The organism is Arthrobacter sp. 01L42 (assembly GCF_056400005.1).
The window spans coordinates 153,623-180,252 of the sequence record NZ_JBFTSL010000004.1; the positions used below are offsets into that span (position 1 = coordinate 153,623).

General features: G+C 68.3%; 28 protein-coding genes. 23 read left to right on the plus strand and 5 right to left on the minus strand.

Annotated elements, in window-relative coordinates; all coding sequences use genetic code 11:
- Positions 1–4: 4 nt before the first annotated feature.
- The 7 genes from AC1DN2_RS04975 to AC1DN2_RS05005 all read left to right on the plus strand — a co-directional run bounded on the left by AC1DN2_RS04975 (position 5) and on the right by AC1DN2_RS05005 (position 6,659).
- Entirely contained in the window at positions 5–748 is a 744-nt protein-coding gene (locus AC1DN2_RS04975; protein ID WP_079551342.1) for a response regulator transcription factor, read from the plus strand.
- A complete protein-coding gene (locus AC1DN2_RS04980) occupies positions 735–2,117 on the plus strand; it encodes a sensor histidine kinase (protein ID WP_476849441.1) in 1,383 nt (460 codons plus the stop codon). The genes AC1DN2_RS04975 and AC1DN2_RS04980 overlap by 14 nt, the downstream gene beginning before the upstream one ends.
- A gap of 149 nt (positions 2,118–2,266) precedes the next feature.
- Complete coding sequence (locus AC1DN2_RS04985; protein WP_476849491.1) at positions 2,267–3,835, plus strand: molybdopterin-dependent oxidoreductase; 1,569 nt, start codon at positions 2,267–2,269, stop codon at positions 3,833–3,835.
- Positions 3,836–3,861: 26 nt separating this feature from the next.
- Positions 3,862–5,085, plus strand: coding sequence for a molybdopterin molybdotransferase MoeA (locus AC1DN2_RS04990; protein WP_476849442.1), 1,224 nt, complete (start codon positions 3,862–3,864; stop codon positions 5,083–5,085).
- Positions 5,082–5,639 carry a cyclic pyranopterin monophosphate synthase MoaC gene (gene moaC / locus AC1DN2_RS04995; protein WP_476849443.1) on the plus strand — a complete coding sequence of 186 codons (558 nt, stop codon included), beginning with the start codon at positions 5,082–5,084 and terminating at the stop codon, positions 5,637–5,639. The genes AC1DN2_RS04990 and moaC overlap by 4 nt, the downstream gene beginning before the upstream one ends.
- Positions 5,636–6,148: a MogA/MoaB family molybdenum cofactor biosynthesis protein gene (locus tag AC1DN2_RS05000; RefSeq protein WP_476849444.1), complete on the plus strand. Its 513-nt coding sequence runs from the start codon at positions 5,636–5,638 to the stop codon at positions 6,146–6,148. The genes moaC and AC1DN2_RS05000 overlap by 4 nt, the downstream gene beginning before the upstream one ends.
- On the plus strand, positions 6,138–6,659 hold the full coding sequence (locus tag AC1DN2_RS05005; RefSeq protein WP_476849445.1) for a molybdenum cofactor biosynthesis protein MoaE: 522 nt from the start codon (positions 6,138–6,140) through the stop codon (positions 6,657–6,659). The genes AC1DN2_RS05000 and AC1DN2_RS05005 overlap by 11 nt, the downstream gene beginning before the upstream one ends.
- A gap of 34 nt (positions 6,660–6,693) precedes the next feature.
- On the opposite strand, the gene AC1DN2_RS05010 is transcribed toward AC1DN2_RS05005, so the two are convergent.
- Both AC1DN2_RS05010 and AC1DN2_RS05015 read right to left on the minus strand, forming a co-directional pair.
- Positions 6,694–7,152, minus strand: a complete 459-nt coding sequence (locus AC1DN2_RS05010; RefSeq protein ID WP_476849446.1) for a Clp protease N-terminal domain-containing protein — start codon at positions 7,150–7,152, stop codon at positions 6,694–6,696.
- Positions 7,153–7,161: 9 nt separating this feature from the next.
- Entirely contained in the window at positions 7,162–7,365 is a 204-nt protein-coding gene (locus AC1DN2_RS05015; protein ID WP_223914000.1) for a helix-turn-helix domain-containing protein, read from the minus strand.
- A 206-nt stretch (positions 7,366–7,571) separates the two neighbouring features.
- Between AC1DN2_RS05015 and dapB the strand changes: the two genes are divergently transcribed.
- Both dapB and AC1DN2_RS05025 read left to right on the plus strand, forming a co-directional pair.
- Entirely contained in the window at positions 7,572–8,330 is a 759-nt protein-coding gene (dapB, locus tag AC1DN2_RS05020; protein WP_476849447.1) for a 4-hydroxy-tetrahydrodipicolinate reductase, read from the plus strand.
- Between the two features lie 5 nt (positions 8,331–8,335).
- Positions 8,336–8,818, plus strand: coding sequence for a hypothetical protein (locus AC1DN2_RS05025; protein ID WP_223913998.1), 483 nt, complete (start codon positions 8,336–8,338; stop codon positions 8,816–8,818).
- 68 nt (positions 8,819–8,886) lie between these two features.
- Here the strand turns inward: AC1DN2_RS05025 and AC1DN2_RS05030 are convergent, their stop codons facing one another.
- Positions 8,887–10,140, minus strand: coding sequence for a heparan-alpha-glucosaminide N-acetyltransferase domain-containing protein (locus tag AC1DN2_RS05030; RefSeq protein WP_476849448.1), 1,254 nt, complete (start codon positions 10,138–10,140; stop codon positions 8,887–8,889).
- A 115-nt stretch (positions 10,141–10,255) separates the two neighbouring features.
- Here AC1DN2_RS05030 and AC1DN2_RS05035 point away from each other — a divergent pair, with 115 nt between their 5' ends.
- From AC1DN2_RS05035 to AC1DN2_RS05070, 8 genes are all read left to right on the plus strand, one after another.
- Positions 10,256–10,711 carry a hypothetical protein gene (locus AC1DN2_RS05035; protein ID WP_476849449.1) on the plus strand — a complete coding sequence of 152 codons (456 nt, stop codon included), beginning with the start codon at positions 10,256–10,258 and terminating at the stop codon, positions 10,709–10,711.
- A gap of 9 nt (positions 10,712–10,720) precedes the next feature.
- Positions 10,721–11,485 carry a carbon-nitrogen hydrolase family protein gene (locus tag AC1DN2_RS05040; protein WP_476849450.1) on the plus strand — a complete coding sequence of 255 codons (765 nt, stop codon included), beginning with the start codon at positions 10,721–10,723 and terminating at the stop codon, positions 11,483–11,485.
- 103 nt (positions 11,486–11,588) lie between these two features.
- Positions 11,589–12,497, plus strand: coding sequence for a 4-hydroxy-tetrahydrodipicolinate synthase (gene dapA / locus AC1DN2_RS05045; RefSeq protein WP_223913994.1), 909 nt, complete (start codon positions 11,589–11,591; stop codon positions 12,495–12,497).
- 60 nt (positions 12,498–12,557) lie between these two features.
- Positions 12,558–14,249, plus strand: coding sequence for a ribonuclease J (locus AC1DN2_RS05050; RefSeq protein WP_476849451.1), 1,692 nt, complete (start codon positions 12,558–12,560; stop codon positions 14,247–14,249).
- Positions 14,250–14,494: 245 nt separating this feature from the next.
- Positions 14,495–17,482, plus strand: coding sequence for an FtsK/SpoIIIE family DNA translocase (locus AC1DN2_RS05055; protein WP_476849452.1), 2,988 nt, complete (start codon positions 14,495–14,497; stop codon positions 17,480–17,482).
- Positions 17,483–17,503: 21 nt separating this feature from the next.
- Positions 17,504–18,142 (plus strand): CDP-diacylglycerol--glycerol-3-phosphate 3-phosphatidyltransferase, encoded by a 639-nt coding sequence (pgsA, locus tag AC1DN2_RS05060; RefSeq protein ID WP_476849453.1) that lies wholly within the window; start codon positions 17,504–17,506, stop codon positions 18,140–18,142.
- Complete coding sequence (locus AC1DN2_RS05065) at positions 18,139–18,681, plus strand: CinA family protein (protein ID WP_476849454.1); 543 nt, start codon at positions 18,139–18,141, stop codon at positions 18,679–18,681. The genes pgsA and AC1DN2_RS05065 overlap by 4 nt, the downstream gene beginning before the upstream one ends.
- Before the next feature lie 139 nt (positions 18,682–18,820).
- Positions 18,821–19,273, plus strand: a complete 453-nt coding sequence (locus AC1DN2_RS05070) for a helix-turn-helix domain-containing protein (RefSeq protein ID WP_018774460.1) — start codon at positions 18,821–18,823, stop codon at positions 19,271–19,273.
- 99 nt (positions 19,274–19,372) lie between these two features.
- Here AC1DN2_RS05070 and AC1DN2_RS05075 read toward each other — a convergent pair whose 3' ends face one another.
- Positions 19,373–19,882: a MarR family winged helix-turn-helix transcriptional regulator gene (locus AC1DN2_RS05075; protein WP_223913991.1), complete on the minus strand. Its 510-nt coding sequence runs from the start codon at positions 19,880–19,882 to the stop codon at positions 19,373–19,375.
- Between the two features lie 41 nt (positions 19,883–19,923).
- On the opposite strand from AC1DN2_RS05075, the gene AC1DN2_RS05080 reads away from it, so the two are divergent.
- The 6 genes from AC1DN2_RS05080 (at position 19,924) to dapF (ending at position 25,827) form a co-directional block, all read left to right on the plus strand.
- Complete coding sequence (locus AC1DN2_RS05080; RefSeq protein ID WP_223913990.1) at positions 19,924–20,160, plus strand: DUF3046 domain-containing protein; 237 nt, start codon at positions 19,924–19,926, stop codon at positions 20,158–20,160.
- A 222-nt stretch (positions 20,161–20,382) separates the two neighbouring features.
- Complete coding sequence (gene recA, locus AC1DN2_RS05085; protein WP_018774457.1) at positions 20,383–21,435, plus strand: recombinase RecA; 1,053 nt, start codon at positions 20,383–20,385, stop codon at positions 21,433–21,435.
- 136 nt (positions 21,436–21,571) lie between these two features.
- Positions 21,572–22,057 (plus strand): regulatory protein RecX, encoded by a 486-nt coding sequence (locus tag AC1DN2_RS05090; protein WP_476849492.1) that lies wholly within the window; start codon positions 21,572–21,574, stop codon positions 22,055–22,057.
- Positions 22,058–22,271: 214 nt separating this feature from the next.
- Positions 22,272–23,747: a tRNA (N6-isopentenyl adenosine(37)-C2)-methylthiotransferase MiaB gene (gene miaB, locus AC1DN2_RS05095; protein ID WP_476849493.1), complete on the plus strand. Its 1,476-nt coding sequence runs from the start codon at positions 22,272–22,274 to the stop codon at positions 23,745–23,747.
- A gap of 169 nt (positions 23,748–23,916) precedes the next feature.
- Entirely contained in the window at positions 23,917–24,822 is a 906-nt protein-coding gene (gene miaA / locus AC1DN2_RS05100; protein ID WP_476849494.1) for a tRNA (adenosine(37)-N6)-dimethylallyltransferase MiaA, read from the plus strand.
- 51 nt (positions 24,823–24,873) lie between these two features.
- Positions 24,874–25,827 (plus strand): diaminopimelate epimerase, encoded by a 954-nt coding sequence (gene dapF, locus AC1DN2_RS05105; RefSeq protein ID WP_476849455.1) that lies wholly within the window; start codon positions 24,874–24,876, stop codon positions 25,825–25,827.
- On the opposite strand, the gene AC1DN2_RS05110 is transcribed toward dapF, so the two are convergent.
- On the minus strand, positions 25,808–26,422 hold the full coding sequence (locus AC1DN2_RS05110; protein WP_230008613.1) for a class I SAM-dependent methyltransferase: 615 nt from the start codon (positions 26,420–26,422) through the stop codon (positions 25,808–25,810). The genes dapF and AC1DN2_RS05110 overlap by 20 nt on opposite strands.
- Positions 26,423–26,630 lie beyond the last annotated feature (208 nt).

The following is a 26,630-nucleotide window of genomic DNA, read 5'->3' on the forward strand; positions in this document are numbered from 1 at the left end:
AAGCGTGAACAAGACCCAGCCGGCCCCGGACGCAACGGAGTACCGGCGCATCCTCCTCGTCGAGGACGAACCGACCATCGCGGGAGTGGTCCGGGACTACCTCGTCCAGGCTGGATACCAGGTGGTCCTCGCCGCCGACGGGTTCACGGCCCTGCGCCTTGCGGCCGAACGCCGCCCGGACCTCGTCCTGCTGGACCGGATGCTGCCGGGCCTGGACGGTGTGGAAGTCTGCCGCCGGCTCCGTGCCGCACACAGTGTCCCGGTCATCATGCTCACTGCCCTCGGAACGGAAGACGACCGGATCCTCGGCCTGGAAGCCGGCGCTGACGACTACGTCACCAAGCCATTCTCGCCCCGCGAGCTGGTACTGCGGGTCCGTTCGGTCCTGCGCAGGAGCATTCCCGAATTCAGCCCGGAGCCCTCCGTCGAAGTGGGCGGTTTCGACCTCAACCCGGCCGCACGCACCGTCTCCCGCCATGGCAGGCCCCTGGCGCTGACGGCCAGGGAGTTCGACCTTCTGGCCTTCATGCTCCGCCGTCCCCGGCAGGTCTTCAGCCGCGAGGAACTCATGAAAGCCGTCTGGGGCTGGGACTACGGGGACCTGTCCACTGTCACGGTGCACGTGCGGAGGCTGCGGGAGAAGATCGAGGACGACCCCACCCGCCCCTCCGTCCTGAAAACGGTCTGGGGCGTGGGTTACCGGCTGGACCCCAGCGATGAGGAGGAGTCCGCCGATGCAGACCTCTGAACTCCTGACCATCATCGGCTGGGCCCTGGCCTGGGGAGCCGTGATCGGGGCCGCGTCGCTGCTCATCCTGAAATCCCTGCGCCGGGCCTCGTTCGCGGTCCAGATCTGTGTGGTGGTGCTCGCCGCCGTGGCGGTCCTGACGGCCGGAATGGTCAGCGCCTTCAACGCGATGTTCATCTCGGCCCGGGACCTCGAAGTGATGTGGTACGTCCTGGCCGTGGCTTCCGCCGTGGCTGTTTCGATCGCGCTCGTGCTCGGAGCGAGGGTCTCGCGGAACGCCAAGGCGCTGGTCGAGGCTGCCCGGAGCATCGGCCGCGGCGAGAGCCCCGGGATCCAGTCCCCGGTGATGAGCCACGAACTTGCCGCCCTCGCCGCCGAGCTCGAATCCAGCAGCCGGATGCTGGAGGCCTCCCGGCAGCGGGAGGCCGCCGTCGAAAACGCCCGCCGCGAACTGGTCAGCTGGATCTCCCACGACCTGCGGACGCCGCTGGCGAGCATGCGCGCCATGACCGAGGCCCTGGAAGACGGGATGGCCGCGGACGTCCCCGCCTACTACCGCAAGCTCATCGCGCAGACCGACCTCATGGCCGGCATGGTCAACGACCTCCTGGAACTGTCGAAGATCCATGCCGGAACTATGCGGCTCAAGGCCGAGCCGTTGGACCTGTACGACCTCGCCAGCGACGCCATTGCCGACCTCGCCGCGCTGGCGGAGCAGCACGGCATTACGCTCGACGGCGGCGGCCAACGGGAAAGCCTGGCCCTCGCCGACGGCCCCTCGATGGGGCGTGCCATCCGGAACGTCGTGCTCAACGCGATCGTCCACAGCAGACCCGGCTCGCGGGTCACCGTGGAAGTCGGCCGGGACGGTGACCGGGCCGTCGTCGCGGTCACCGACGGCTGCGGCGGGATCCCCGAAGCGGACCTCCCGCATGTGTTCGAAACCGGCTGGCAGAAGGACCCGGCGCGGCGGCAGACCGGCCGTTGGGCCGCCCCGGACGACGGACTGGACGGAATGGCCCCTGATGGCGCGGCCCCGGGCGACGGCTTCCGGGCGCCCGGGCCGGATGAGCCGGCAGGCGTCATGCGCTACAGCGGCGCCGGCCTTGGCCTGAGCATTGTCGCCGGAATCGTCAGCGCCCATCAAGGCACCGTCACCGTGGAGAACGTCGACGGCGGATGCCGGTTCTCGCTGCTGCTCCCCGGCCAGGGAGCCGCCGGCCAGAAGCCGGGTGGCAGCCACGGCACTTCTGCCGGGGAGCCTGCTGCCGGGGGAGCAGCAGCCCCGGCAGCAACAGCCGAGGGAGCACACAACAGGATTCCGCGCGACGCGGTAGAGGAAAAACTCCGGACGGGACGGGCACAGTGAGCAGCGGCGTCAGCTTTGACGGGCAGGGGAAGGAAACCGGCGGCACACTCGCCGGCAGGGAACAGCAGCATACGGAACCGGGAGTCCGGCAGCGGCAGTCCCGGGACCTGTGGGCCGCCGGGGCCGGACTGGTGGCCGTGGGGACGGCGGTGGTCCTCGGTGAACTCACGGCCAGCCTGGTGAGCCCCACGGTGTCTCCGGTGGCGGCCGTCGGCGGGGCCGTGATCGACACCGTCCCGCCGGGCGTCAAGGAGTGGGCCATTTCCTTGTTCGGCACGGCGGACAAGGCGGCACTGCTGGGCGGCATGGCACTGGTCATCGCCGCGCTCGCGGCGCTCTCCGGAGTCCTCGAAGTGCGGCGCCGTTTCGCCGGGGTGATTCTCATCGCGGTGTTCGGCGCGGTAGGGCTCGTGGCCGTGCTGAGCCGGGCCGACCTGACCGCCAACGCCATCCCCGTCCCGGTGCTGGTGGCACTGGTGGGGATCGCGCTGTTGCGGTGGCTCATCCGGAAACTGTTGGAGTGGCAACCCGATGCCGGCCGGCGACCGGCGGTGGCGTCCGGCCCGCCGGAAACACCACCGGTTGAGCCGGCTCCGCAGGACGCCCCTGCCGTGGCGCCTGCAGATGCCACAGCCAACGAAGCCGGGCCCGCCCGGCGCAGGTTCCTGCTGGCGCTGGGCGGGACAGCCGCGGTTGCCGCCGTCGCCGGTGTGCTCGCCTCCACCCTCAGGGGAGCGGCCGCCGTCGTCAGCGACGTGCGCAGCAAGCTGGTCCTCCCGGTGCCCGCCGCTCCCGCGCCGCCCATCCCGGCCGGCGCCGAGATCCGGCTGGACGGACTGGGCCCGCTCGTGACGCCGAACAGGGATTTCTACCGGATCGACACCGCCCTGCGCGTCCCGCTGGTGGATCCTGCGGAATGGACGCTGAAAGTCACGGGCCTGGTGGAACGGGAGATCGAGCTCGACTTCGCCACTCTCCTGGCCAAACCCCTGACGGAACGGCACGTGACCATCGCCTGCGTCTCCAACGAGGTCGGCGGGGACCTGATCGGCAATGCCCGCTGGCTCGGCTGGCCGGTGCGCGAACTGCTCGCCATGGCCGGCCCCAAGCCCGGGGCGGACATGGTGCTCTCCCGGAGCACAGACGGCTGGACGGCAGGGACCCCGCTGGAGGCCCTCACGGACAACCGCGACGCGCTGCTGGCCGTCGCCATGAACGGGGAACCGCTCCCGCTCGAACATGGATTCCCCGTCCGGATGATCGTGCCCGGGCTGTACGGCTACGTCTCCGCCACGAAGTGGGTCACCGAACTGAAAGTGACCCGGTACGCGGACGACGTCGCCTACTGGACGCCCCGCGGCTGGAGCGAGCGCGGGCCCATCAAGACATCGTCCCGCATTGACGTGCCGCGCGACGGGGCCAACGTGAAGGGCGGGACGGTTGTCTTCGGCGGCGTCTCGTGGGCCCAGCACACGGGCATCGGCAAGGTGGAGCTGCGGGTCAACCGCGGCGACTGGCATCAGGCCGAGCTGGCCCCCGGCATCTCCAAGGACACCTGGTACCAGTGGAAGCTGGCCTTGCCGCTGGAGCCGGGACAATATGAGGTCCAGGTCCGGGCCACAGCCCTCGACGGCGTGCCGCAGGCCGAGGAATCCGCCCCGGTCGCGCCGAACGGAGCCACGGGTTACCACACGGTTAGAGTTGACGTGAAGTCCTAGCGAGCCGAGCAGAGGTCAGGAAACGCATGCACCGCACCGAGACAAGGCATGTCAGCGTTCAAGCACACCGGGATAAGGTGCGGGCCCTGCTGGCCCCCCTGCGCACCGAGGGGCGGGTGGAACGGCTCCCGCTGCTCGAAGCCTTGGGCCGGGGGCTCGCCGCCGACATCCTGGCGCCGCTGGACCTTCCCCCCTTCGCCAACTCGCAGATGGACGGCTTCGCGATCCGCAGCGCCGACGTGCCCGACGGCGGCAGGGAACTGCGTGTCGTCGCGCCCGTCCCGGCCGGAGCCACACCGGCGGAACTGGCCGCCGGCACGGCCGCCCCGATCATGACCGGCGCGATGATGCCGGCCGGGGCCGACGCCGTCGTTCCCATCGAGCAGGCCGTGCCCGATTCCTTCCCGGTGCCGGGGGAGCCCGCCACGGTCCACTTGCCGGCCGCCGCCGCCGGAACGTTCGTGCGCGACGCCGGCAGCGACATCCGCTCCGGCGAGCTCGCCCTCAGCGCGGGGACCTTCCTCGGCCCCGGCCAGCTGGGACTGCTGGCGGCGATGGGCTACACGGAGGTGCCCGTCCGTCCCTCCCTCCGGGTCCTCCTGGTCACCACCGGCGACGAGGTGGTGGAACCGGGCAGCCCGCTGGGACCGGGCAAGATCTTCGACTCCAACGGCACGCTGCTCGAGTCCTCCATGCGCCAGGCCGGGCTCCAGGTCACACGGACCGGCGTCTCCACGGACCAGCCGGATGAGCTCGCCGCGTTGCTGCGCCGGCACGCCCCCGCCGCGGACCTGATCGTCACCACCGGCGGCGTCAGCAAAGGTGCCTACGAGGTGGTCCGGCAGGCAATGGCCGGACACGACGTCGAATTCGGCGCCGTGGCGATGCAGCCGGGCGGCCCGCAGGGGATCGGCAGCTTCGACGGCGTCCCTGTGCTGGGGTTCCCGGGCAATCCGGTGAGCTGCCTGGTGTCCTTTGAAATGTTCCTGCGCCCGGTCCTCACGGAACTGTTCGGTGCCCCGGCGCCCCGGCCCGCCGTCCGCGCGCGCCTCGCCGAACCGCTGACCTCCCCGGCGGGCAAGCACCAGGTGCGGCGCGGCACGCTGGCGCCGGACGGCACGGTCAGGCTGGAGGGCGGCGCGGGCTCCCACTTGGTCCATGCCTTGGCCCGTTCCAACGCCCTGGTCCACGTGCCAGTGGGAACAGCGGCGCTCGCAGCGGGCGACGAAGTGGAAGTATGGATCCTGTGAATGATGTAGAAAACCCTGAAGCGGATGCCGCACCGGCGGACAACGGCGAAGCGGGCAACGGCGAAGCGGACAAAAGAGCCGTGGGCAACACCCGCCTGACCCACCTCCGCCACGACGGCACGGCCCAGATGGTGGATGTGTCCAACAAGGCGCAGTCCACCCGGGAAGCCACGGCCACCGCGACCGTCCGCAGCACGGCCGAGGTCCTGTCCCTCCTCGGCGGCGGTGAGCTCCCGAAGGGCGACGCCCTGGCCGTGGCCCGCATCGCCGGGATCATGGCGGCCAAGAAGACGCCGGACCTGATCCCGCTCTGCCACCCGCTGCCGATCGCCAAGGTCACCATCGACTTTGAGCTCGACACCGACGCCGTGACAATTTTCGCCACGGTCAAGACACGCGGCGTCACCGGGGTCGAGATGGAAGCCCTGACTGCGGCGACGGTCGCGGCACTGAGCGTGTACGACATGATCAAGGCCGTGGACAAGCACGCGGTCCTGACCGATATCAAGGTGCTCGCCAAAAGCGGCGGCAAGAGCGGGGACTGGACCCTATGAACATGCCCGAACCCCACCGCCACGGCGAAGCCACGGGCCGCAAGGCCGGTGTCGTGATCGCCTCCACCCGGGCGGCCTCCGGTGTCTATGAGGACCTCACGGGCCCTGTGATCATCGATTGGCTCACCGAGCACGGCTTCGAGCCGTTCCCCGCCATGGTGGTGCCGGACGGGGCGCCGGTCGGGGCCGCGCTGAGGGCCCTGCTGAGCCAGCAGCCGGCCGTCATCATCACCAGCGGCGGCACCGGGCTGAGCCCCACCGACGCAACGCCGGAGCAGACGCTGCCCCTGCTGGACCGGGAAATCCCGGGCATCATGGAGGGCATCCGGAACGCCGGAACGGCCAAGACTCCGATGGCCATGCTCAGCCGGGGCCACGCGGGCGCAGCCGGACAGACGTTCATCGTGAACCTGCCCGGATCCCCGAAGGGTGTGATGGACGGCCTGGCCGTGCTGGATCCCATCGTTGGACACCTTTGCGACCAACTGGAAGGCAGCCATGGGCACTGATACCGGATTTGAAATCGTGCACGCCGTGCTGAGCGCCGAACCCATCTCGGTGGAGCAGGCCATCGCGGCGGTGGAGTCGGACACGGCAGGAGCGGTGGTCAGCTTCAGCGGCGTCGTCCGCAACCACGACGGCGGCAAGCAGGTCTCCCGGCTCAGCTACAGCGCCCACCCGACGGCGCACCAGGTGATGGCCGACGTCGTCGCCGGGCTTGTGGCGGAGCACTCGGTCCCGGCCGGCGATGCCGTGCCCGGCGGATCTCCGGAGGACGCCGCCGGCGGCGCCGGCGCCACCCGGGACGAGCGGCAGCCGGTGCGGATCTGGGCGGCCCACAGGATCGGCATGCTGGAGATCGGCGATCCGGCCCTGGTGTGCGCCGTCTCGGCGGCCCACCGCGGCCAGGCCTTCGCCGTATGTGCAGAACTCGTCGACCGGATCAAGGCCCAAGTGCCGATCTGGAAGGAACAGTTTTTCGCCGACGGCACCGTGGAGTGGGTCGGCGCCGGCGAGTAGACGCCGTGGTGACCGGCAGGAAGCCGGCTCCGGATCAGGAGGAAAGAACCCTGCTCCGGACCCCCGCCCGGTCGACCCCCAGTTCCTTGAGCAGCACGGCTGCCGGATCGTGTTCCTGGCAGTCCAGCAGTGACAGCAGCAGATTCGCGGTGGTGATTTGTCGTGATTTCTGGTCCATGGCGTACCGAAGCATGCCTTCCATTACCGACCGGGCGCCCGAGCTGAAGGGCGGCTTCTTCCCCCGGCTGGGCATGGGGACGCGCTCAAAGCCGTGGGCATCTATACCGATTGATGCGAGTGCCGTGCGGTCAAGCCTCGCCGCCGCGGCCCGTGCCTGATCGAGCGTGACACCGAGAAGGGCGGCGGGAGCAGGATCGTGGAGCGCCCCCAACAGCAGATGATCCGTGCCCAGCCGCTTGTCGCCGCTGCAGCGGGCCTCGTCCATGGCGAAGCCAACGATTTTTCGGGTGTCGTCGGCAAATCGTTCAAACATGGCTTGATCTCACTCTCGGTATTTTGCGTGGACGGACTGCCGCGAGACGCCCAGGGCGTCGCCGATCTGCTCCCAGGTCCATCCCCGCTGTCGGGCAGCTCTGACCTGCGCTGCCTCGACCTGTTCTGCCAGGCGATGGAGGGCGCCGACCGCCCGCAGACCGACGGCGGGATCGAGTGAATGAATATGCGCGGACAGGTCATCGGTCTCCATGCCTGTCAGTTTAGATTGACAGGCATAAGGGCGTCAATCCAGCCTGACGGGCCTGGGTCGGCGTGTGACCCATCGAGCCGGCGGGCCGGGCCTTGCGGAACCTCGCTCACGCCGCGTGGCGGTCAGGCTGTCGCCCGCGGCGGCGGCCCTGTAACCAAGCGCCGCCGGTTCCGGAACGCAGCGGCCCCGGCGGTAGGGTTGATGGCATGACCGAACAACTCTCCGTCGCCGTGCTGGGCGCCAGCGGGCGCATGGGCGCAGAGGCCGTGAAGGCCATCGACGCCGCCGCGGACCTGACGCTCGTCGCGGCCCTTGGCCGCAACGACCCCCTCGACTCCCTTGTCAGCTCCGGCGCGCAGGTCGTGGTGGACCTGACCGTCCCCGAAAGCACCGAGGCGAACGTTCGCTTCGCCGTCGAGCACGGCATGCACGCCGTGGTCGGCACCACCGGCTGGGATGCCGGCCGGCTCGCGGGGCTGGAAGAACTCCTCGCCAACCGGCCCGGCGTCGGCGTCCTGATCGCCCCGAACTTCGCCCTCGGCTCCGTCCTGGCCTCCGCCTTCGCCGCCAAGGCGTCCAAGTACTTCGAATCCGTTGAAATTATTGAGCTGCACCACCCGGACAAGGTCGACGCGCCCTCCGGCACTGCCGTGCGCACGGCACAGCTGATCTCGGCCGAGCGCTCCGAGGCTGGCGTGCCGTCCAGCCCGGACGCCACCACCTCGGAACTCGCCGGTGCCCGCGGCACCGACGTCGACGGCATCCGGGTCCACAGTGTCCGGCTGGCCGGTCTTGTCGCGCATCAGGAGGTCCTGCTGGGCGGGCCGGGGGAGCAGCTGACCATCCGCCACGACTCCTTTGACCGTGCGTCCTTCATGCCCGGGGTGCTGTTGGGGATCCGCAGCGTCGCCGCTCACCCCGGTCTCACCGTGGGACTCGACGGTTACCTGGACCTGGGACTCTGAGTCAGATGTCCGCTGCCTTGACAGCCCTGAAAGCGAACCGCACCAAGATCTGGGTGGGGGCCGTCACCCTGCTGCTCGTGTTTTACCTGGTGGTGTCCCTTCAGCGTTCCGTGCTCCTGATGTCCGACCCCAGCCTCGTGGCGAAGGCGATCGGCGTCGCCTACCTGGTGCTGCCGGTCATCGGGGCCTGGGCCCTGATCCGGGAACTGCTGTTTGGTGCCCGCACTGAGCGGTTGGCAAAGATCCTCGAAGCCGAGGGGGGCCTGCCGGAGGACACTCTGCCGCGCACACCCGCCGGCCGGATCATCCGCGAAGCCGCCGACGCCGAATTTGAGAAGTACCGCGCCGAGGCCGAAGCTGCCCCCGAGGACTGGCGTTCCTGGTTCCGGCTCAGCTGTGCGTACGATGCTGCCGGAGACCGCAAGCGCGCCCGCGCCTCAATGCGCGACGCCGTGCGGATGTTCCGCGCCGGGGAGCAGAAGAACTAGCCGGACACCGTTTGCCGGGCCGTGCGGGGCCGGGCTGCGGAACTCAGCGCCGGATCCGGCGGCGGAACTTAGCGCACGCGTCGAGGCCGGCGGACTTGGGCCGGCTGGTGCCGGCCCGCCTGGCTGGCCGCATGGGTCGCCCACTCCAGCGGCCCGCGCCACGCCATGGCCGCGAAGACTCCGCCGGCCACCAGCATCCCGACAGCCTGCGCGAAATACACACCCTCCACGGTCCAGCCCGGCATCAAGGGCTGGTCGTGCAGGGCGGCCATGATGCACAGGTGAGCCGTGTAGAGGCTCAACGTCATGGCCCCGGCTCCGCGCAGCGGCAGCAGCAGATGCAGTTCCAGCCAGTCGCCCAGCCGGCCCAGCAGCAGGCACAGGCCGATCACGGCGGCAGCGGCCCCCGAGGTGTGCAACAGATCCAGCGTGGTGCCGGAGTGCGGTGCACTCGTGGCCAGCCACCAGACTGAGCCTGACTGGTCGATGCCGGCCAGGTTGACCTGCAGCAGGCTCTCCAGCGGGTAGGCGGGATCGCCGATGTGCGCCTGAAGGGCCTGCCTGCCGCCCCAGTCCTCCAGCATGAGCGTCCCCAGCCACTTGGACATGACGGCCACCACCGTGCCGGCAGCAACGAGCAGGAACGGCACGGCCGCTTTCCACAGCGCCATCCGACCGATCACCAGCCCTATCAGGAGATAAGCGATCCACTGCAGGACAGGGTAGTAGCCCGTGAGAAAGAGGTCGCCCAGCAGCCTGGCCGGGGTGGCCAGATCCTCCCAGCTTGGGTTGTGCCCCAGCCGCAGGGGCGGATCGGCGGACAGCAGCCACGGCCGCAGGAGGTAGGCCAGGGCGGGGGCAGCCAGTATCCAGAGGACCGCGAGTGCGGCCAGGCGTTTCAGCCCAAGCCCGACAAAGGGCAGCACACACAGGAACAGCAGGGCGTAGTGGACCAGAATTATCGCGATGTTGACTTCCAGCCCGCCCAGGGAGAGCCCGACGGCACCGATCACGAGCGCCCGCAAGGCGATGCCTCTGCGGGCACCCCGCAGTTCGGCGCCCTCAAGCGGCTGCTGTTTCCCCGTGGACAAGGCGAGCCCGACTCCGGCCAGCACGGCGAACAGCGCGGCTGCCCGTCCGGAAAACGCCAGGCCGATCCAGGTGGGCGTGAGCTGCGGGTCCGGCTCAAAGGTTGCCAGCACGTGGGTGGCCATCATGGCCAGCAGGGCCAGGCCGCGCGCGGCGTCGATGCCGGCCAGCCGGACGCCGGGGGGAGTGCCCCGGACGGTCCGGGAAGCCGTAGTCATTCCGCGCGCCGTCATCATCTGATCGTCTCACGATCGGCCCGGTGACCGTCTCATCTTCGGCCTGCCCGCAGCCCCGATCCTTCTCCGGGCATCCCTTGTATTCGAATATATGTTCGAATACGATGGGCGCATGAACGACGCCCCAGAGCCAGCCTTCCTGAAGCCCGAATTCACCGGCCGGGAATCCACAAGCCGACAATTTCCGGGCCCGGATCCGTCGGGCCCGCAACTGAACAGCGCGACGCCTGGCGGACGGACGAACGGTGGCGAGCCGGCGGCCGGCGTCCTCAAAGCCATGAGCCCGGGCGTCGTGGACTTCCTCTTCCGGCGCTTGGTCGCCGGGGAGCCGGCCGAGGACGTTCAGTGGGGGAAGGAAGGTGCGGCGCTGGCCGCGGTGCCGCCGGGAGCTGAGCTGGCCCGGCGGCTGGCCGAGACGGACCTCGACGCCCTCACTCCAACCGAACTGTTCGACTACGTGCGGGCGGCCCAGCGTCTAGCCGCCTGGGCAGAGGCCCTTCGCGAAACCGCCGTCGGGCGTTACTGCTCGGCACCTTCGGCTCCCTCCGGCGAAAGACGGGGTGCATAGGATGGCAGGGTGACCACTGGCTCAATCACCGCGCTGACGCTGTCCGCCGTCCAATACCAGGCCCTGGATGGTGGCGTTGCCGCCAACGTGCCCGAGCACATCCGGCTGATCGAAGACGCCGAGTCGCATGGAGCCCGGCTTGTCATCTTTCCCGAACTCTCGCTGACGGGATACCGGCTGGACCTGCTGGACGGACCCGGGGAGTGGCTGAGCGCGGCTGACCGGCGGCTGGACGGCATCCGGGAAATCTGCCGGCGCACCGGAATAACCGCCGTCGTCGGTGCCGCGTTCAAAGACGCGGACGGTACTCCGCGGCTGGCCGCCCTCGCGGTCCATCCAACAGGCTCCATCGAGACCAGCTTCAAAACGCATCTGCACGGACCGGAGCAGGATCTCTTCGTGGCCGGCAGGAATCCAGCGGTTCTGGAGATCGACGGCTGGAAGGTCGCCCTGGCGATCTGCTTCGACGCAGCGCGCCCCGGCCATGCGGAATGGGCCGCGGACGCCGGGGCGGACATCTATGCCGTCTCGGCCCTCTACGCGGCCGGCGAAGACCACCGGCTGGCACTGCATCTCGGCGCCCGGGCCATGGACAACCGGATGTTCTCCGTCCTGGCGAACCTGGCGGGCGCCACGCCGCTCGGCCCTTCGTGTGGCCTGAGCGGGTTCTGGGGTCCCGACGGGCTCCCGCTCCGGCAGGCGGCCGGCACCGGCACCGAGGTGCTGACCGCGAGCCTCCAATACAGTGTGCTGGCGCGGTTTCGGCGGCCCTGAGTCCGGCCGGGCGGCCGAAACGTGACGCACGGCCGCCGAGTTTGACGTTCGTCACACCGCCGCCATTGTCCTAACATGCCGCAGACAAGGTAACGTTTTTCATATGGCTGACTCTGATATTCGCTCTTACACGTTCGGGACCCTCGTGACTGCCATGGTCACGCCTTTCACATCGGACGGTGAGGTCGACTACCGGCAGTCGGCGGAACTGGCGAGCAAGCTCGTCGACGACGGCAATGACGCCCTCGTGATCTCCGGCACCACGGGTGAGACCTCCACGCTCGAGGACGACGAAAAAGAGAAGCTCTTCCGCGTCATCGTCGAGGCCGTGGGCGACCGCGCCAAGGTCATCGCCGGAACCGGGACCAACCACACCTCGCACTCGATCGAGATGGCCAAGCGCGCCGCCAAGGCCGGAGCCCACGGCCAGCTGATCGTCACGCCGTATTACAACAAGCCCAGCCAGGCCGGTATCCAGGCGCACGTCGAGGCCGTGGCCGACGCCGCCGACCTCCCCGTCATGGTCTACGACATCCCCGGCCGCGCCGGCGTGCCCATCCTGCCCGAGACCATGATCCGGCTCGCCGACCACCCCAGGATCGTCGCCCTCAAGGATGCCAAGGCCGACTTCAACGCCCTCACGCGCGTCCTGGCGAACACCGATCTTGATGTCTACTCCGGCGACGACGGCCTCACGCTGCCGTGGATGGCCGCCGGTGCCGTCGGGCTGGTCAGCGTCTCCGCGCACGTCGCGACGCGGCAATTCCGTGCGCTGATCGATGCCGCACTTGCAGGCGATTTTGCTACCGCCCGCACCCTACATTTCGAACTGGACCCCGTGGTCCGCGCAGTGATGACCCACATTCAGGGTGCTGTCGCTGCCAAGCAGGTTCTTAAGTGGCAGGGAGTCCTGCCCAACTCGGTTGTCCGTTTGCCCCTCGTGGAGCCGGGCGAGGCCGAGATCGCAACCATCCGCGAGGATTTGGCGGAAGCGGGGATGGTCTTTTCCTGATCGGGAGCCAATCCTGATGGTTAAGAACCAGCCCGGCTTCAGCCTGGAAAGTAGTGCACTATGACCCAAACCGCCCTTCCCGGCCTTGTCACGCCGCCCCGCCTCCCGAAGAACACCCTGCGGATCGTACCGCTCGGCGGAATCGGGGAAATCGGTCGAAACATGACCGTTTTCGAGATCGATGGCAAGCTCCTCATCGTTGACTGCGGCGTCCTCTTCCCCGAGGAGACCCAGCCCGGCGTCGACCTCATCCTGCCGGACTTCTCCTACATCGAGAACCGTCTCCAGGACATCGTCGCGGTAGTCCTGACCCACGGTCACGAAGACCACATCGGCGCCGTCCCCTACCTCCTGCGCCTGCGCGCCGACATTCCCATCGTCGGTTCACAGCTGACACTGGCCCTCATCGAGGCCAAGCTGCAGGAACACCGGATCAAGCCGAACACGAAGATCGTCGTCGAGGGCCAGGTCGAGAAGTACGGGCCCTTCGAATGCGAGTTCATCGCCGTCAACCACTCCATCCCGGACGCCCTGGCCGTGTTCCTCCGCACCTCGGGCGGCACCGTCCTGCACACCGGTGACTTCAAGATGGACCAGCTGCCGCTGGATGGCCGCATCACCGACCTCCGGCACTTCGCCAAGCTGGGCGAAGAAGGCGTGGACCTGTTCATGTCGGATTCGACCAATGCCGACGTCCCGGGGTTCACCACCGCCGAGAAGGAAATCGGACCCACCCTGGACCGGCTGTTCGGGCAGGCCTCCAAGCGCATCATCGTCGCCTCCTTCTCCTCGCACGTGCACCGCGTCCAGCAGGTTCTCGACGCCGCCGCCAACCACAACCGCAAGGTTGCCTTCGTGGGCCGCTCCATGGTCCGGAACATGGCCATCGCCGCGAAACTGGGCTACCTGGAGGTCCCGGCCGGGATCCTGGTCGACATCAAGAACATCGACAACCTGCCGGACAACCGGGTTGTGCTGATGTCCACCGGCTCCCAGGGTGAGCCCATGGCCGCCCTGTCCCGCATGGCCAACGGCGACCACCGCGTCGTCGTCGGCGAGGGGGACACCGTCATCCTCGCGTCCAGCCTGATCCCGGGCAACGAAAACGCCGTCTTCCGCATCATCAACGGCCTGCTGAAGCTCGGCGCCGACGTCATCCACAAGGGCAACGCCAAGGTGCACGTCTCCGGCCACGCTGCCGCCGGCGAGCTGCTGTACTGCTACAACATCCTTGAGCCGCTCAACGCCATGCCGGTGCACGGCGAAACCCGCCACCTCATCGCCAACGGCAAGATCGCCCTCGAATCCGGAGTGCCGGAGGAAAGCATCCTGCTCGCGGACAACGGCACAGTGATCGATCTTCGCGACCACCAGGCCGACATCGTGGGCCAGGTCGAGGTTGGCTTCGTCTACGTCGACGGCTCCAGCGTCGGCGAGGTCACCGAAGCAGACCTCAAGGACCGTCAGACCCTCGGCGATGAGGGCTTCATCTCCATCATCACGGTCATCCACCGTGCCACCGGCAAGGTGGTGTCCGGGCCGGAAATCCACGCCCGCGGCGTGGCCGAGGACGATTCCGTCTTTGACGAGATCATCCCCAAGATCAATGAGGCCCTCGAAGAAGCCGTGCTGAACCGCACGGACCACACGACGCACCAGCTGCAGCAGGTCGTCCGCCGGGTCGTCGGCACGTGGGTCAACCGCAAGCTCCGCCGCAAGCCCATGATCATCCCGGTGGTCCTTGAGGCGTAAGCCTCAGGTGGTTCACCGGGCGTAGGCCTCAGGTGGTTCGCCGGGCGTAAGCCTCAGGTGGTTCACCGGGCGTAAGTCCTTCACGCGCACCCGGCGCATGCCTGGTCAACGGCCTTCCCGGCCATCCCGCAGCCTGAGCGCCGCGGGAGGCGGGGGAGGCCGTTCCCGTTGGTGGTGGCGGCAACATGATCCCGGACGCCCGGAAATTCGGGGTTTTCGGCCCGGCATCCGGTACCGTGGCGGGTATGGCGACTCGTACTTCTTCCGCGCCTAGAGGAAACTCAAGCGGCAAATCAGGCAGTTCTCCCGGCCGGGGGTCCCGTCCCGCTGCATCCAAATCCGCCCGGCCGCGGGGAGCCGCAGGTGGCACCGCAGGTGGGACCGCAGGTAGAAACACAGCCACCGCGCGGACCCGGCAGTTGGCCGTTGTTGAGCCGCACCAGCCCTGGGTGGTGAGGGTGCTGGCCGGTGCCTGGCTGGGCATCGCCCACGTGATCGGCGCCGGCATCCGGCGGGTCGGCCACGACGTCAGCGACCTAGCCCCCGAGGACCGCCGCGACGGCGCCGCCCTGTTCAACCTGGCCCTGGGAGTCTTCGTTGCCACCTTCGCGTGGTGGGGGTTCCAGGGCTGGCTCCCTGACCTCGTGTTTGCGATCGTCAACGGCACGTTCGGCTGGATGGCCCTGCTGCTGCCGCTCATGCTGTTCGTGTGCGCCTTCCGCCTGTTCCGCCAGCCCGACGACGGCCGCGGCAACAACCGGGTCGGCATCGGTTTCCTCATCATGACGTTCGCCGGTTCCGGGCTGGCCCACATCATTGGCGGCCAGCCGACCGTCGCCGACGGCTTCGACGGCCTGCGCCGGGCCGGCGGCATGCTCGGCTACCTCGCCGCCGCCCCGCTCGCCGCCGTGCACACCGCCGTCCCCGTGGCGGTCTACGGCCTGCTGGCCTTCACCTCGCTGCTGATCGTCACCGCCACGCCCTTCGGCGCGATCCCTGGCCGCCTGCGCGACGCCTACGAGCACCTGATGGGCATCGACCTGCAGGACGACGACGGCGGCGACCGCCACGACCGCAGCTACCTTTACGAGAACGACGCGCCGGCCCCGCCCAGGAAGAAGCGCAAGCGCCTCTTCGGCAAGGACCACGACGACGAGTCCGGTCTGGAAGGCTACGTCGGCGACGAGGCCTTCGAACGCGCCCTCATCGCAGATGACGAAGCAGCGGACGCACCTCCGGCCAAGGGCACGAGGGGCAAGGCGCGCTCTGGCGTCGCAGCCGACGCCGCGCCCGATGTCGCGCCCGGCGTCCGCCGTCCCACCCAGGCCGAGATCGCCGTCGAAAAGATCAAAGCCGCCCAGGGGCTCGGGACGGCAGGATCAGCCGGCGCTGCGGCGGAGTCCAGCGGCGACGCCACCGAGGCCATCCCGCTGGTCACTCCGGGGATGGTGGCCGCGGGATCGCTCAATGCCGCCGCTGCGGCCGCCAAGGTCCCCTCCAACCCGGTCGCGCCCGCACCGCTGCCCACCCCCATTCCGCAGCGCACCGAGCAGCTTTCCCTGGCCGGCGACGTCACTTACACCCTGCCGGCGTCGGACGTGCTGACACCCGGTTCCATCCCCAAGGAACGCACCGAGGCCAACGACGCGATTGTCGCCTCGCTCACCGAGACCCTCAACCAGTTCAACGTGGAGGCGCAGGTCACCGGCTTCAGCCGCGGCCCCACCGTGACCCGCTACGAAATCGAGCTGTCCCCGGGCACCAAGGTGGAACGGGTCACCGCCTTGTCCAAGAACATCTCCTATGCCGTGGCCAGCTCGGATGTGCGCATCCTGAGCCCCATCCCGGGCAAGTCGGCCATCGGCATCGAAATCCCCAACACGGACCGCGAAACCGTGTCCCTGGGCGACGTGCTCCGCAGCCAGAACGCCCGCCGCACCGACCACCCCATGGTCATGGGGGTCGGCAAGGACGTCGAGGGCGGGTACGTCGTGGCCAACCTGGCCAAGATGCCGCACCTGCTCGTGGCCGGCGCCACCGGTGCCGGTAAGTCCTCGTTCGTGAACTCGATGATCACCTCCATCCTGATGCGGGCCACCCCGGACGAGGTCCGGATGGTCATGGTGGACCCCAAGCGCGTGGAACTCACCGCCTACGAGGGGGTCCCGCACCTCATCACCCCGATCATCACCAACCCGAAGAAGGCGGCCGAGGCCCTGCAGTGGGTGGTCCGGGAAATGGATGCCCGCTATGACGACCTCGCCAATTACGGCTTCAAGCACATCGATGACTTCAACAAGGCTGTCCGGGCCGGCAAGGTCCACCCGCCGGTGGATTCCAAGCGCGTCATCAAGCCGTACCCATACCTGCTGGTCATCGTGGACGAACTTGCCGACCTCATGATGGTGGCCCCACGCGACGTCGAAGACTCGATTGTCCGCATCACGCAGTTGGCCCGTGCGGCCGGCATCCACCTGGTCCTGGCCACCCAGCGCCCGTCGGTCGACGTCGTGACCGGCCTGATCAAGGCGAACGTGCCCTCCCGCATGGCCTTCGCCACCTCCTCTGTCACCGACTCCCGGGTGGTCCTGGACCAGCCGGGCGCCGAGAAACTCATCGGCCAGGGCGATGCCTTGTTCCTGCCAATGGGGGCCTCGAAGGCCATGCGTGTCCAGGGTGCCTGGGTCACCGAGTCCGAGATCCACAAGGTCGTCGAGCACGTCAAGGGCCAGCTCAAGGCCGTCTACCGCGACGACGTCGCGCCCGAGGCGCAGAAGAAGCAGATCGATGACGACATCGGGGACGATCTCGAGGTCCTGCTCCAGGCAACTGAGCTCGTGGTCACCACCCAGTTCGGCTCCACCTCGATGCTCCAGCGCAAGCTCCGCGTCGGCTTCGCGAAGGCCGGCCGTCTCATGGACCTGCTCGAGTCCAGGGGAGTGGTGGGGCCCTCCGAAGGTTCCAAGGCGCGCGACGTGCTGGTCAAGCCCGATGACCTCGCCGCAGTGCTGGCCGCGATGAAGGGACAGGACGGCCCGGTGTCCGCCGACTCGCAGACCGCGGCGCTGAGCGATAACGCCAACGCGAACATCGCCCAGGGCGGTTACGCCGAGGACCTCGTGGCGGCGGACCTGGAGAACCGCACCCAGGCGATCGACTACCACGACGGCGCCGACGGCGGTTCCGGCGACGAGGACGGCTCAGAGGACGCCTGGTCGCTCACCGGCCGGTAGCGCAGACGGTAGCCTAGGAAGGTGAATAGCGCCGAAGCCAACGCCGGATCCGCCTCGCAGATCTGGAACCTGCCGAATGTCCTCACGATGCTGCGGATAGTGCTGGTGCCGTTCTTCGTCTGGTTCCTCCTCCTCGACGCGCCGGGGCTGCAGGCCCAGAACGGCGTCTGGCGCTGGGCGGCCGCCTTCGTTTTCGCGGTGGCCATCTACACGGACAAGCTCGACGGCGACATCGCCCGGTCCCGCGGCCTCGTCACCGATTTTGGCAAGATTGCCGACCCGATCGCCGACAAGCTCCTGATCGGTTCCGCGCTGGTCATGCTCTCCTTGCTCCAGGAACTGCCATGGTGGGTCACCATCCTGATCCTGGTCCGGGAGTGGGGCATCACCGCCCTGCGTTTCTTCGTCATCCGCTACGGCGTTATCCCGGCCTCGCGCGGCGGCAAGCTCAAGACGGTGGTGCAGACGGCGGCCATCTTCCTCTACGTCCTTCCGTTGGCATCCCTCGCCCCGTGGCTGGGCGTTGTGGCGTTCATCGTGATGATGGCCGCCCTGGCCATCACCCTGTGGACCGGCGGCGAATACGTCATTGAGGCGCTCAAACTGCGGGCCGCCGGCATCAAGGCAGAGAAACAACGTTCAAGGGAGAACAAGCCATGAACCAGCCGGACCCCGTTCCTCACCCGAACCTGCACCCCAATCTGCATCCCAATCTGCACCGCCTGGCTGAGCAGGCCGTCACCGGCGCCCTCGGCCGCGGCCTGACCGCCGCCACCGCCGAATCCCTCACCGCCGGGATGGTCACCGCCGTGCTGGCCGACACGCCCGGCGCCTCCGGGATGCTGCAGGGCGGCGTGGTGTCCTATGCCAACAGGGTCAAGTCCGGCGTCCTCGGCGTCCCCGCTGAGCTGCTCGACGCCGTCGGCTCCGTGGACGGCCAGGTAGCCGCAGCCATGGCCGACGGGGCGCGCCGCATCTGCGGCGCCGATATCGGCGTGTCCACTACCGGCGTGGCCGGTCCCGAACCGCACGACGGCAAAGCGGTGGGCACGGTCTTTGTCGGCATCGCCACGGCGGAAGGATCGACGTCGTACCCCTATTCCTTTGACGGCAGCCGCGCCGAGATCCGCGCACTTGCCTGCGGCGCCGCGCTGGAACGTCTGCTGGAGGCCCTATCTTCCGAAGGCTACCGGGCGTAAAGTTGCCGGGAACAAAAGTTGATTCCGAATAGTTGTTACATTGTGTCGCTTCCAAATGAGGGAGGCGCCTAGGATGAAAACATCAGCAGAGTCCGCCCCCACCGGCGGACTCGACAGTACGAGGAGCAAGGCGATACAGATGGTAAAGCAGCCCGTATCCGTAAACGGCGTTGTCCGCTGGAAGGATGTGGGCCTCGCCGATCAGGCCAAGAGCGAACAGAAGGAGCGCAAGATGGTTGTACTACGTCACGAAATCGGTGATGTCCTGCGCGATGTCCGCCAGCGCCAGGGCCGTACGCTCCGCGAAGTCTCGCACAGTGCCCGCGTTTCCCTGGGCTACCTGAGCGAAGTGGAACGCGGCCAGAAGGAAGCCTCCTCGGAGTTGCTCTCCTCGATCTGCTCGGCCCTCGATGTTCCGCTTTCGAGCATGCTCCGCGAAGTCAGCGACCGCGTCGCGGTCGCCGAGGGCGTCGCGGTTCCGGACACCGTTCCCCAGGAGTTCGCGCAGCGCTATGGCCGCGACCTCGACCGGGAACTGAACTCCGATCTCTCCGACGAGCTGGCCAAGGGCCTCCTTTCCGGGGCGCGCTAGCAGCCAGCTCACCTAAGACCTAAGACACAAAAGAGGACCTCCGGCCCAGGCCGGAGGTCCTTTGTCGTGTTTCGGTGACCAGGGTTCCCGGTGGGGGAGTCAGGCGGGCTCGTCCCGGGGGAAACCGTCGCGCTCGTAGGTGGCATTGAGCTTGGCCATGTACATGGCCAAAGCCTGCAGATCCTCGGCCGGCCATTCCGCCAGGCGTTCCCGGAACACCTCACGCCGTGCGTCCTGGACCTGGTGCATCCTTTCCTCGCCTTCGGACGTCAGCCGGATGGCCTGCGCCCGGCCGTCCAGCGGGTCAGCCTCCTTCGACACCAGCCCGAGGCCCTCGAGGAAGGCGATCTGCCGGCTGACCGATGGCTTGCCGACGCCGATGCAGGAGGCGAGGTCGGTCAGCCGGATGGGGCCCTGCTGGCGGATCACGCTGAGCAGGCCGTAGGCGGCGGGTTCCATGTCCGGGTGGACCTGGCGCGAGAGCTGATGGGAAATAGACCGGCCCCGGCGCCAGAGCAGACTCAGCTGGTTCTCGACGGCGTCCAGGGCGGCGTCCGCGCCGGCGGTATCGGGAGCGGGATCGCCCGCGGACTCAGTTGGGTTGCTCATGGCAACCATTCTAGAGTCCCCGGCCGTGAGAGACTTTACTCGTGCGAATCAGTGACTTTTGGCGGCTTATGGACGACGAGTTCGGCGCGGGATACTCCCGCGTCCTGAGCAGTTCGCTGGTCCTGGCCGGGGTCGGAGGCCGCACCGCGGACCAGGCGCTCAGCGCCGGCGTTCCGCCGCGCCAGGTGTGGCTCGCCATGTGCGACGTTCAGGACGTTCCGCCGGAACGCCGCCTGGGCCGCGACGTCAAACCCCGTGACACCACCGGGCCCCGCTGACGCCTGCGTCGTCGCGCTGACGCCAGCTGAGCTCCGCTGACGCCTGACACGCCGTCCGCTTGTTCGAATATCTGTTCGGATAGCGATATGCTTTTTTTCAGACCGTTTTCCACATACGTGGTTCTACCGACAACTTTGTCGGAGGGTGCCAGTAGCGTCAGTGATGACAGACAAAGGCCTCCACGGCCACTCCACAGCGAGAAAGTATTAGAGGTGTGAATCATGGCCGCAGCCCCGGATCGCCAGAAGGCGCTCGACGCAGCGCTTGCCCAGATTGACAAGCAGTTCGGCAAAGGCTCGGTCATGCGCCTCGGCGATGAAGTCCGTGCGCCCATCGAAGTCATCCCGACCGGGTCCATCGCACTGGACGTCGCCCTGGGAATTGGCGGCCTGCCCCGCGGCCGCGTCGTGGAAATCTACGGTCCGGAATCATCCGGTAAGACCACGGTCGCGCTGCACGCGGTTGCCAATGCCCAGCGCCAGGGCGGCATTGCCGCCTTCATCGACGCCGAGCACGCCCTCGATCCGGAATACGCCGCCAAGCTGGGCGTCGACACCGACGCGCTCCTGGTCTCCCAGCCGGACACCGGCGAGCAGGCGCTGGAAATCATGGACATGCTTATCGGATCCGGCTCCCTTGACGTCATAGTCATCGACTCCGTGGCCGCCCTCGTTCCCCGCGCGGAAATCGAGGGCGACATGGGCGACAGCCACGTGGGCCTGCAGGCCCGCCTGATGAGCCAGGCCCTGCGTAAGATCACCGGCCGCCTGAGCCAGACGAAGACCACGGCCATCTTCATCAACCAGCTGCGTGAAAAGATCGGTGTCTTCTTCGGCTCCCCGGAAACCACCACCGGTGGTAAGGCGCTGAAGTTCTATGCCTCCATCCGCATCGACGTCCGCCGCATCCAGACCCTGAAAGAGGGCGCCGATTCCGTCGGCAACCGCACCAAGGCCAAAATCGTCAAGAACAAGATGGCCCCGCCCTTCAAGATCGCCGAGTTCGACATCATCTACGGCCAGGGCATTTCCCGTGAGGGCGGCATCATCGACATGGGTGTCGAGCACGGCCTGATCAAGAAGTCGGGCTCCTGGTTCACCTACGATGGCGACCAGCTGGGCCAGGGCATGGAGAACTCCCGCCGCTTCCTGCGCGACAACCCGGAGCTGGCGGCCGAACTCGAGCGCCTGATTAAGGAAAAGCTCGGCGTTGGCGTCAAGGCCCCGGCTGAGACCGAGGAATCTCCGAAGCTGAAGGCCGTTGACGGCTTCTAACAGCCGGCGGCGCAAGGGGGCAGGATTTCCATCACGGAATCCTGCCCCCGGCTTTGCCGGCCCGGATCAGCCGGCGGACCGCACCGATGGCGTGGATTCGCCGGCCGGGCAGGACCGGGACGCGGACCCCGCGGCGGTGGCGCGTGCCATCGTGCTGCGGCAGCTGACGAATTCGCCCAAGAGCCGGCTGCAGCTCTCGCGCAAGCTGGCCGAGCGCAACGTCCCTGAGGACGTCGCGGAGGCCGTGCTGGACCGCTTCGAGGAAGTGCGGCTGGTTGACGACGCCGAGTTCGCCGACATGTGGGTCCGCAGCAGGTCCCAGACGCGCAAGCTCGCCAAAGGGGCCTTGCGGCGCGAACTTGCGGACAAGGGCATCGACCCGGAGATCGCTGCCGGTGCACTGGACCAGCTCAGCGACGCCGACGAGGAAACGGCCGCCCGGGAGCTCGTGGAGCGCAAGCTGCGGGGATTCACCGGCGGCGAAGACCGGGCCGAACGCGACAAAGTTACGCGCCGCCTCGCGTCAATGCTGGCCCGCAAGGGATACCAGCCGTCGCTCGCCTTCCGGGTGGTGAGTGAGGTGCTCGATGCCGCCGCCGGCCAAGCGGGGGACGGGGATTAGGACCGCCGGGCCGGGGTCTGCGCTGGCCCAGCCGCTGCCCACTACCCTTACCCGTTACCCTTAACAGGTGAGTTTTACCATTCCCTCCCCAACGGCCGGCACGACTTCTCCGACAGCGCCACTGGCGGTGCAGCCGGCAGGGCCCCAGACATTCGGTGCGGACCCCGTTTCCGCACCGGAAAGTCCCGCCCCGGCCCAGCCCCGCACCTACCAGGTGCGCACTTTCGGCTGCCAGATGAACGTGCACGATTCCGAGCGGATGGCCGGCATGCTGGAAGCCGCAGGCTACGTCCCCTCCTCCGGCGAGCTGGCCGACGTCGTGGTCTTCAACACCTGCGCGGTCCGGGAAAACGCCGACAACAAGCTGTACGGCAACCTCGGCATCCTCGCCCCGGTCAAGGCAGCCAACCCGGGCATGCAGATCGCCGTCGGCGGCTGTCTCGCGCAAAAAGACCGCGAGACCATCCTCAAGAAGGCCCCGTGGGTGGATGCCGTGTTCGGCACCCACAATGTCGGTGCCCTGCCGGCGCTGCTGGACCGGGCCCGCCACAACAATGAGGCCCAGCTGGAGATCCTCGAATCGCTGGACGTCTTTCCGTCCACCCTCCCCACCAAGCGGGACTCCGTCTACTCGGGCTGGGTATCGATCTCGGTGGGCTGCAACAACACCTGCACCTTCTGCATCGTCCCGGCCCTGCGGGGCAAGGAAAAGGACCGCCGCCCCGGCGAGATCCTGGCCGAAATCCAGGCGCTCGTGGACGACGGTGCCATCGAGGTAACCCTGCTGGGCCAGAACGTGAACTCCTACGGCGTCGAATTCGGCGACCGGCAGGCCTTCTCCAAGCTCCTGCGCGCGTGCGGCGACATCCCGGGCCTGGAGCGGGTCCGGTTCACCAGCCCGCACCCGGCCGCCTTTACCGACGACGTCATCGACGCCATGTCCGAGACGCCCAACGTCATGCCGCAGCTGCACATGCCCCTGCAGTCCGGCTCGGACAAGGTCCTCAAGGACATGAAGCGGTCCTACCGCTCGACCAAGTTCCTCGGCATCCTGGACAAGGTCCGCGAGAAGATCCCGCACGCCGCCATCTCCACCGACATCATCGTCGGGTTCCCCGGCGAGACCGAGGAGGACTTCCAGGCCACGCTCGACGTCGTGGCGAAGTCCCGGTTCGCCACCGCCTTCACCTTCCAGTACTCCAAGCGGCCGGGCACGCCCGCCGCGGACCTGCCGGACCAGCTGCCCAAGGCCGTGGTCCAGGAACGCTTCGAACGCCTCACGGCCCTGCAGGACCGGATTGCCGCCGAGGAAAACGCCCGGCAGCTTGGCCGCCGCGTCGAGGTCATGGTGACGGCCCAGTCGGGCCGTAAGGCTGGGGAAACCCACCGACTCTCCGGCCGGTCCCAGGACCAGCGGCTGGTGCACTTCTCCGTGCCCGCCGGAGCCGAAGTGCCCCGGCCCGGCGATCTGGTGACTGTCACCATCACAGAGGCGGCGGCGTTCCACCTCGTCTCCGACCCCGCCTCGGCCGAGGACTACAGCCTGCGCCGGTCCCGTGCCGGCGATGCCTGGGACCGGTCGCAGGCAGATTCCTGCGGCGCCCCGGCCAGCCCGGCGGGCAAGACCAGCGCGTCGGGCACCTCCGGCGTGTCGCTGGGCATGCCCAGCCTCCCGGTCCGCGGCCGTTAGCGCCGTGCCCGGCCCGCAGGGCGCTCCCCGGAACGAAGCAGTCCAGAACCCAGCAGCCCGCGCCACGGCGGTCGAGGACACAGCCCAGGCCTTGGCGGTCGAGGGCACGGCCCAGCAGGACGCTGCCCAAAATGCGGCGGCGCAGGGGGCGCGGCCGGCCGCGCCGCCGGTGATCGCCGTCGTCGGGCCGACGGGATCCGGCAAATCAGACCTGGCAGTCTCCCTCGCCCTTGAGCTCGACGGTGAAGTCATCAACGCCGACTCGATGCAGTTCTACCGCGGCATGGATATCGGCACCGCCAAGATCACCGAGGCGGAGCGCCGCGGTGTGCCGCATCACCTGCTGGACATTCTGGACGTGACCGAGGAAGCGAGTGTCTCGGACTTCCAGCAGCAGGCCCGGGCGTTGATCGCCGACATCCACGGCCGGGGTAAGCGCGCCATCCTGGCTGGCGGCTCCGGACTCTACGTCCGCGCCGCCCTCGACGTCCTGGAATTCCCCGGCACGGATCCGGAGATCCGCGGCCGGCTCGAGGCGGAACTGGCTACCGCGGGCCCCGCGCCCCTGCGGCAACGGCTCGAGGCAGTGGACCCCGTCTCCGCGGGCAGGCTCGGCGATGAGCGCAGGATCATCCGCGCCCTGGAAGTCTTTGAGCTCACCGGGCGGCCATTCAGCTCCTTCATGCCGGCCCGCCAATACTTCCAGCCTGCCGTCCAGATCGGGCTCGAGGTGGACCGGGAACTGCTCCGGCAGCGCCTGGCTGACCGGGTCCACGCGATGGTGGACCGGGGGCTGCTGGACGAAGTCCGCCGGCTGGACGCAGCAGGGCTCCGCAGCGGCCGGACCGCGCCGCGGGCCCTCGGCTACGCCCAGTTCCTGCGGGTGCTCGACGGTGCCTCCAGCGTGGAGCAGGCCGCGGACGAAACCATCATCGCCACCCGGCAGTTCGCGCGCCGCCAGCTGACCTGGTTCCGTGCGGATTCCCGGGTCACCTGGCTGGGCTGGCACGATCCTGACCTCGTGGCCGAGGCCGCCGGCCTCTGCCGGGCGACGCCGGTTCTGCCTCCGGCGTAGCGCCTGGGTCACGGTGCCGGAGCGGTCGGGGCGGAACGGTAACCTTGGAGCATGGACGAATCCCAAGCCGTAGCCGCTGACCGTACTGCCGGCGATACCGCCCCGCTGAGCGGCCTGAAGTTTTCCAAAGGCCACGGAACGGGCAACGACTTTGTCCTGATCGCAGACCCCAACGGCGCGCTCGAGTTGAGCCCGGAGCACGTCGCGGCGCTCTGTGACCGGCACCGTGGCATCGGCGGCGACGGCCTGATCCGGGCCGTGCCTTCCCGGCTCCTGCCCGAGGGGCAGCAATTGCTGACCGCGCACCCCGATGCCGAGTGGTTCATGGACTACCGCAACGGCGACGGCTCGCTCTCTGAGATGTGCGGAAACGGAGTCCGCGTCTTTGTGCACTTCCTCATCGCCGAAGGCCTCGTGGACCTGCCGGCCGGCGAATCGCTCGTCATTGGAACCCGGGGCGGTGCCAAGACGATCGTCCGGACGGCTGCGGGCTACGCCGTGGACATGGGCCCCTGGGAATTCATTTTCCCGGGCGAGGCGACCGCGCGGGCCATGGACTCGCTGGTCAGCGCCGACGGGCTCGAAGTCGCACGGCCCGCCCTCACCGTCAGCATGGGCAACCCGCACACTGTCGTGGCCCTGGCCGAAACAGCCGAACTGGAGGCCACGCAGCTGTTCACGGCCCCCCGGGTGGACCCGACGCCGCCGCACGGCACCAACGTCGAATTCGTTGTGCCCTCCGAACCACTGGTCCACGACGGCACCGGCACCATCACCATGCGGGTCCACGAGCGCGGAGTGGGGGAGACCCAGTCATGCGGCACGGGCGCCTGCGCCGCCGCCGTCGCGATTCGCCACTGGGCCGGCCAGGGCGCCCCGGACGCGTGGAACGTCCACGTCCCCGGCGGCGTCGTCGGCGTGAAATTCTTCCTGGGCCCGGAGGGGCACGAACACGTCGAACTCAGCGGCTCGGCCGTGATCATCGCTAGCGGGACGCTTTCCTGATTCGAAGGATCCGGAACGACTTCGACGTGCTCTCCCGGGTCACGCTGAAGCTGGCGTCGAGCTCCGCCGAGAGCCAGCGCTGCAGCGAGTCCGAGCCGAGGTTCTTCTGGACCACGAGCCAGGCCGATCCGCCCGGCGCCAGCCTGGGAATCCACAGGCGAAGGAGGGCATGAAGTTCATCCTTGCCGATCCTGATCGGCGGGTTGGACCAGATGGTGTCAAAGCGCAGGTCGGGGTCCACGGCGTCCGGCGTGCTGGCGGATACGTTGTGCAGCCCCAACAGCCCGGCGTTTTCATTGGTCAGGGTCACGCAGCGTTCGTTCACGTCCACCGCGTAGACCTGGGCGTGCGGTGCCCGCAGGGCCATGGTCAGGGCGATCGGTCCCCAGCCGCAGCCGATATCCAGCAGGTTGCCCTGCGGCGACGGCGCCGGGACGTCGGCCAGCAGCACGGCCGTTCCCTTGTCGATCCCGTCCGGGCTGAAGATCCCCGAGGACGTCTGCAGCCGGCGCGTCTCACCGGCAAGATCCACAGTGAGCGGCTTACGGGTAAAGGGCCCGGCCGGCTGGGCGCTGAAATAGTGTGCAGACTCCATAATGGGCCAGATTAGTTCGCGGCCAGCCCGTATGGGAAACCGAGTGGGAGCGCCGGCGTCTGCTACGCTACAAAACATGATCTTGATCTCCAAGTAGCCGGCACGGGTCCCGTCCCGTCCTTGTCAGGGACCCCGAGGGACTCCGTAGCGATGCAGGTAAACGCCTTCCGCTGAGTGCGCCATTGCAGGGGTGAGTTTTCTCACCCGC